The organism is Streptomyces sp. NPDC036984 (assembly GCF_055607665.1).
Map to the genome: position 1 here is coordinate 1 of NZ_JBVJRL010000055.1, position 5,821 is coordinate 5,821.

Below are 5,821 nucleotides of genomic sequence, written 5' to 3' on the forward strand. Positions count from 1 at the left end.
GGTTCGAGGGATGCAGCGAGCCAGGCCTCGCCGTTACTCAGGCCGGTTCCGGCGAAGGCCCAGTGGGCGAGGACGAGCGTGGTTTCGCCGTCCTGGCGAGCGGCCGTGGGCGCTTGTGCGCGGCGCCATTCGGCGCGGGCGTCGCGGAGGGCGCCGAGGGTGGTGGAGTAGCGGCGGGACTTGGTGGAGAAGTGGCCGCGGAAGCCGAGCATGTGGGCCCAAGCGCGCAGGCGGAGGTGTTCGAGGTCCTTGCGTGCGCCGAGGAACCATGCGGTTCGGATCATGCGGCGGGCGTGGTCGCTGATGTCGAGCTGGGCGAGTTCGGCGGCGAACTTGAGCGGCCGGTCCAGAGCTCCCGTCGCGGTCTCCGCACCCTTGGTGGCGTACTTGGCGATATAGGCGGCAACTGCCCGTTCGGTCAGTTCCTGGCCGTCGTTGAAGTCGGCCGAGCGGATGGTGCGGACGTCGAGTTGGCGACCGAAGGTGAAGGTGTGCGTGCGGCCGTCGATGACCGGGCCGTCCACTCGGACCTTGACGGCCGCAGCACGGATGGCGTCCGTGAGCAGCTCGGCGGTTGCCCAGGCAGGGGGCGGGGTGTCGCCGCCGCTGGGGCCGTCGATGCGGATGACGGCGTGGAAGTGGACTGCGCCGCGCTTCTGGTACTCGGCGACCTTGGCGAAGCTCACGCGTGCGTGCTCGCGAAAGCGCCGCTGGGACAGGCCGGCGCGCTTGGCGACCTCTCGGCGCAGGTAGGTGGAGAAGCGTCGCCAGAGGGGACCTGCGTGGGCGTTCCAAAGGACGGCGGCTTCGTAGTCGTAGGTGTCCGGGTTGAGCGGGGATCCGAGTGCGTCGTTGTCCTGGTCGTGGTGGGTGCCGCAGCGGCACGGGCGCCCGCTGGAAGGGCGGTTGTGGACCGGGCCGAAGCTCGGTGCAGTGAAGGTGGCGAACACGCGCGGGTGGGTGGCGACGTGTTCGGGGGTGCCCTTGCCGCCGCGCAGGCCGGAGGTGATCAGGTGGAAGGTGTCGCGGCGGTAGACCTCGGCGCAGGCCGGGCAGCGGGTCGTGCGGCGGTTGTTGCAGCGGACGAGGAGCTGTCCGGCCGGGAGGCTGGACGAGTCGAGGCGGTGGAGGACGTTGCCGATCTCGCCGGTCACGGTGTCGACGTCGTACTCGGTGCGGTGACCGTCGAGGCGGATCGGGTTGGTGCAGCCGCCGAGTCCGGAGAGTTGGCGGAGGATACCCGGCAGCGTGCCCTGCGCGGCCAGGTTCGCGAGTTCCGGAAGTGGGGCCGGAGTAGTGCGGGTGAAGATGGCGATTCCCCTTCTGACTGGCTCGGTCGGGAGGAGCAGGCGCCGGGGCGGCGAGATGCTTGGTCGTGTGCCGCCGCCCCGGAGGCCAGCGCGGTTCAGCGGCGGTGGTGGTCGCGGAGCATGGAGCGCAGGACGACGGCGGCCACGGCAACGGAAATCGCTGTAACGGCGAGGGCCGCCAGGAGCGCGGTGAGGACGACCCCGCCGACGGCCAGGGCCACGACGGTCTTCTGATCGATGGGGACCGACGGGAGCGAGCGCCGTACGGGCGCCGTCTCGGTCGGGGTGTGGGTGTGCGCGGGCGGCGGGGTCGGGCTGTCGGGGTACTTCGGAAGGAACACGGTCGCGATCTCCTTATCTACTCGTCTAGGTGTGTGAGCCGTTTATGACGCTCACGCCAGAGCGCGTGCCGGACTCGATGGCGGGTGCGAGGAAGGTGCGGGAGAGCCAGAAGCCGAAGAGGGCGATCAGGACGACGATCCAGACGCGGACGCCGAGGAACCTGACTGCTCCCCAGGCGAAGAAGCCGAGGATGACGACAAGCGGCAGGCTGACAGTCACGGGCGAGGGTCCTTTCAGCGCACGGGACAACGGTGGGTGCGGGCGGCCAGCTCGGCGGCGGCGCGGCCGTCGTAGTCGGTGGAGAAACCGCAGCGCGGGGCGGTACAGGCGGCGGTGTGCTTCTCCTGGCCCCGGCCGTCGTAGTACGTGCCGACCCGGACGGGGCCGATGCGGACGACGTTGCGGAAGCGGCGGTTGGCGGTCACGCAGGTCTCCTTCAGAGGTGGGCGGCGATGGCTTCGGCCATGGGTTCGGGCACTCCGAGACGGGTGCGGAGGGTCGGGGTGTCGATGGGTGTTCCGGTGCGGGTGTGGTGTTCGGCGGCGACCTTGCGGGCGTGGGCGACCAGGGCGGCCGGTATGGGCAAGGCGGGACGCTCGGGCGGCTCCTGCTCGTCGGCCGGGTGGGGCGGGGCTTGTTCGGCGGACGGGTATGCAGGCGGCTCGGGATGGCGTTCTGGTGCCTCCGCGCGGTCGTGGACTTCGTTGTCCTTGTCGGGGTCGGCGGCCTGGTCGAGGGTTGTCGGCGCGGAGTGCGCGAGGAGCGTGCCGCCGAGGAGGGCGACCGCGGGCCAGCCCGCGACGAGGATGCGCAGCCAGGCCGGGACGTGGTTCATGTCGAGGAGGCCGGCGGTGGCGACGTTGGCTCCGAGGGAGGCGGTGAGCGCGATGACGAACCAGCACCACCCGGCCGCTTTGGCTTCCCCGGACCGCAGTCGGCGCCAAGCGGCGACGAGCAGCAGGTCGACGCTGATCGGGTAGGCCCAGGCTTTCCATCCGTCCTGCCCGGCCGCCGAGGCGATGTCGTGCAGGTGGGCGAAGGACAGCGCGGCGGCGATGACGGCTTGGATTAGCACCGCGTCAACGCGGGCCAGTTGGGCGCGCATGATGCGGCTCCTTCCGGATTCAGGCATGGGAGGGGTAGGGACTTGGCGTGAGGCGGTCACGCCGGCCGGGGTTTGTGGAGGGGTCAGCCGGTAGCCGGGCGAGGCTCGACGACCGGGGCCGGAGATGCGACCGGCCGTACGGCCACCTCTGGCAGGAAGGGCTTGAGCGCGGGCACGTCCGGCACCAGGTGTGCGGACTCTCGGCAGGCCGCCGCCGCATCGCTGAGGGACAGGTACGGCGTGCGGATGCGCGACCAGCCGCCGGAGGTGTCACCCGCGACGGCCAGGCCGGGGCGTTCAGGTGCGACGGCACAGGCAGCCGAGACCGCTTCGGGGGCGATGTCGCCGAGCGCCATCTTGGCGGAGGCTTCGTCGTTCACTCGGTGGCAGACGCGGCCGGTCAACTGGGCCCGCAGCATGGTGGCGCCCTTGCCCAGCTCGGCGCCGAAGCGCTGCCCGCAGACCTCCAGGAAGATGCCGGCCGCGCGGCCGAGTTGGGCGAGCCGAATGAGTTGGGTGACCATCTCGTCGCGCCGTTCCTCGTCCTTCCTGGTGGCGACGAGGAAGAGTTCGGCTACCTCGTCCACGAACAGCACGAGGGGGACAGGGCGTTCGGACTCAGGCAGTCCCCAGATGTCGGAGGTGATCTCTTCGGCCGGGGTTTCCGGAGCGATGCCTTGCCGGACCTTGATCAGGTCGTAGCGGTCCTCCATTTCCTTCACGAGCACGGGCAGCAGGTCGGCTGCCTGATCCGGTTCGGTCGCCAGCGCGGAGAGACGGGACGCGAACGGCGCCAGCTCCACACCGCGCTTGCAGTCGATCCCGACCAGGGCGACCGGCTGAGGGGCGAGTCCGGCGATCAGGTGCCGCAGATACATGGACTTGCCTGACAGTGTGGCGCCGAGGGTGAGTTGGTGGGGCACGGTGCGGTAGTCGCGTATGAACGGCATGGCGTCCTCCCGCAGGGCCACCGGCACCTGAAGGAACCCGGCGTCCACCTTGCGCGGCATCCGCACCTGCCGCAGCACATCGAAGCCGACCAGCCGCAGCTCAACCACACCCGGCTTGACCGTGGTCACGTACACGGCGTGAACACCCCAGGCATGCCGCAGCCGTTCCGCCGAGGCGGCGACGTCAGCGGGTTCCTGCCCCGGAGCGAGGCGGAGCCGGAGCCGCAGCCCGGTCGAGGTGAGGCGGATGATGCCCCGACGCGGCGGTACGGGCCGGACCTCTCGGCGAGCGGTGGCCTTGACTGCCAGCATCCGCAGCCGGGACGGAGCCACGGTCAGGCCGCAGGCTTCCATGACCGAGCCGTAGGAGCTGAGGAGCCGGGCCGTGGATATCGGCAGGCCGACCGTGGACCAGTACACCCCGGGATGCTTGGCCCGGGCGTAGGCGGCCCCGCCGCCAAGTGCGGCGACAGGACCACCCACCTCCAGGAGTGTCGTGAGATCGGTCATCAGGCAGCGGCCCCGGTGGCGGCCGGGAACGCGGCCGGAGTCACGGCAGCGGCGCGGTAGGCGATGCCGTGGCGCTGCTGCCCGTTGAAGACGCTCTCCCACGGCCGGGCCACCAGACCCGGCAGCGAGACCGGAGCCCCGAGCGTGAGCCCTTCGGACACTCCGCTCTCCGGAACGGTGACCTTGATCAGCGACGACTCACCGTCCTCCAGGTAGACGACGCCGATCGTCATCAGGGCCTCTCCGCTGGTGGCGTCCTTGGCGATCTCACCCGTCTGCCGGTCGCGGCCTTGGGCTCGGGCGCCTCGGTCAGCAGGATCGTTGCGGCGGAGGTCTCTACACGGATGGTGCGCAAGGCTTCTTCCCATCTACTCGTCTATACAAGATGCAGCGTTCGAACCCGATCTCCCGGAACGGCAACCACCTTGCCACACAACTTGCCCACTCGTCTATACGAGTAAGCCTCTTGAGGTGTACGAGTTGAAGAAGGAGCCATGTACCACCGCTTCAAGTCTCCGCTGTCAGAGCCATGAGGCAGGATCCGAGCATGCTGATTGCGACGGACGCCCGCGGGCACAGGGTCAAACGCCCCTCGAAACCGGCGATAGGCCGCATGCTGGCGAACCTGGGGCGCGGCAACGAGCACATGGTCGTTGAACGACAGGACGCGGACGTCGTTGGCGACTGGTACATCCAGGTCCTGTTGCGCGAGAACAACACGTACCAGCTTGAGTACCGGGACGGCGTTGCTACGAAGCACTACCAGACTCAGACCGTCTCGCAGGAGAAGGTGCTTCGAGCGCTGCTCGGTTGGGCGACTGGCACATCGGAATGGCGCGAGGACTTCATGTGGAACGACATCAGCTCGATGTTCGAGCCGCCCTCCGCCGAGGGCACCGCAGCGATCACCGCATAGCGCTGATCCCGCTCCTTTCCTCGCGCTCACGTCGCTGGCAGCTGGTACGACAGGACGTACGCGTCGGCCGCCATGACTGTGTCGCAGACCTCCACGGCCCGCCCCTCCTGGTCGAACGCGGTGCGGATCAGGTGAATGACCGGCACGCCGGAGGCCAGCCGCAGCGTGCGCACCTCGTCGGGCGAGGGCATCCGGGCGCGGATCTCTTCCTCGAAGTGGTCGAGGCGGTGCCCCAGCTCCTCGAGGCGTGCGTAGATGCCGCCGGGCCCGGGGTTGGGCTCGGCGATCGGTGTGCCCCGTGCGATGTCGAGGGGCAGGTACGAGGTGGCGAACTCCACCGGCCGCCCGTCCAGCAGATACCGGCGACGCCGGGCCAGCACCCGTCGCACGGACCCGAGCCGGGTGGAGACGTCCTGGCTGGCCTTCTCCTCCTTGACCTCGAGGCTGTCCACCTGCGGGTGACTGCCGGCTGCGTCGGCTTCCACGATGAACGCCGACTTCCCCTGCTCGCGGTGGCGCCGGGCGAACCGGTCAGAGGCGAGCCGTCGTACAGGCGGCCGTGGTCGCACGAAGACGCCCTTGCCGTGCTCGGCGTGGACCAGGCCCTCGCCCTGGAGGACAGAGAAGGAGTTTCGAACCGTCATTCGGGAAACCCCGTAATGCTCGACAAGTTCGGCCTCGGAGGGCA

8 protein-coding genes and 1 pseudogene are annotated in these 5,821 nt (G+C 69.7%); 1 reads left to right on the top strand and 8 read right to left on the bottom strand.

Annotation, left to right across the window (positions count from 1 at the left end; genetic code table 11):
* The 7 genes and pseudogenes from ACZ7DL_RS38715 to ACZ7DL_RS38745 form a co-directional block, all read right to left on the bottom strand.
* Positions 1–1,247 (bottom strand): replication initiator (locus tag ACZ7DL_RS38715; protein WP_470781730.1); only part of this gene is annotated, 1,247 nt, incomplete at its 3' end.
* 158 nt (positions 1,248–1,405) lie between these two features.
* Positions 1,406–1,651, bottom strand: coding sequence for a SpdD protein (locus tag ACZ7DL_RS38720; protein ID WP_470781722.1), 246 nt, complete (start codon positions 1,649–1,651; stop codon positions 1,406–1,408).
* A 25-nt stretch (positions 1,652–1,676) separates the two neighbouring features.
* Positions 1,677–1,871 carry a hypothetical protein gene (locus tag ACZ7DL_RS38725; protein WP_452897887.1) on the bottom strand — a complete coding sequence of 65 codons (195 nt, stop codon included), beginning with the start codon at positions 1,869–1,871 and terminating at the stop codon, positions 1,677–1,679.
* 14 nt (positions 1,872–1,885) lie between these two features.
* A complete protein-coding gene (locus ACZ7DL_RS38730) occupies positions 1,886–2,077 on the bottom strand; it encodes a mobile element transfer protein (RefSeq protein WP_020274974.1) in 192 nt (63 codons plus the stop codon).
* Positions 2,078–2,088: 11 nt separating this feature from the next.
* A complete protein-coding gene (locus tag ACZ7DL_RS38735) occupies positions 2,089–2,757 on the bottom strand; it encodes a DUF2637 domain-containing protein (protein ID WP_470781723.1) in 669 nt (222 codons plus the stop codon).
* Positions 2,758–2,840: 83 nt separating this feature from the next.
* Positions 2,841–4,217, bottom strand: a complete 1,377-nt coding sequence (locus ACZ7DL_RS38740) for an FtsK/SpoIIIE domain-containing protein (protein ID WP_470781725.1) — start codon at positions 4,215–4,217, stop codon at positions 2,841–2,843.
* Positions 4,217–4,572, bottom strand: a pseudogene (locus ACZ7DL_RS38745) (SCO3933 family regulatory protein). Before ACZ7DL_RS38745 ends, ACZ7DL_RS38740 begins: the two are co-directional and overlap by 1 nt.
* 192 nt (positions 4,573–4,764) lie before the next feature.
* Here ACZ7DL_RS38745 and ACZ7DL_RS38750 point away from each other — a divergent pair.
* Complete coding sequence (locus ACZ7DL_RS38750) at positions 4,765–5,133, top strand: hypothetical protein (protein WP_470781726.1); 369 nt, start codon at positions 4,765–4,767, stop codon at positions 5,131–5,133.
* Positions 5,134–5,159: 26 nt separating this feature from the next.
* On the opposite strand, the gene ACZ7DL_RS38755 is transcribed toward ACZ7DL_RS38750, so the two are convergent.
* Positions 5,160–5,821 (bottom strand): GntR family transcriptional regulator (locus tag ACZ7DL_RS38755; RefSeq protein ID WP_470781728.1); only part of this gene is annotated, 662 nt, incomplete at its 5' end.

Bases quoted from the DNA above. Each gene is read 5' to 3' on its own strand.
- ACZ7DL_RS38735 (WP_470781723.1), bottom strand. From the start codon at position 2,757: ATGCGCGCCCAACTGGCCCGCGTTGACGCGGTGCTAATCCAAGCCGTC.
- ACZ7DL_RS38740 (WP_470781725.1), bottom strand. From the start codon at position 4,217: ATGACCGATCTCACGACACTCCTGGAGGTGGGTGGTCCTGTCGCCGCA.
- ACZ7DL_RS38750 (WP_470781726.1), top strand. From the start codon at position 4,765: ATGCTGATTGCGACGGACGCCCGCGGGCACAGGGTCAAACGCCCCTCG.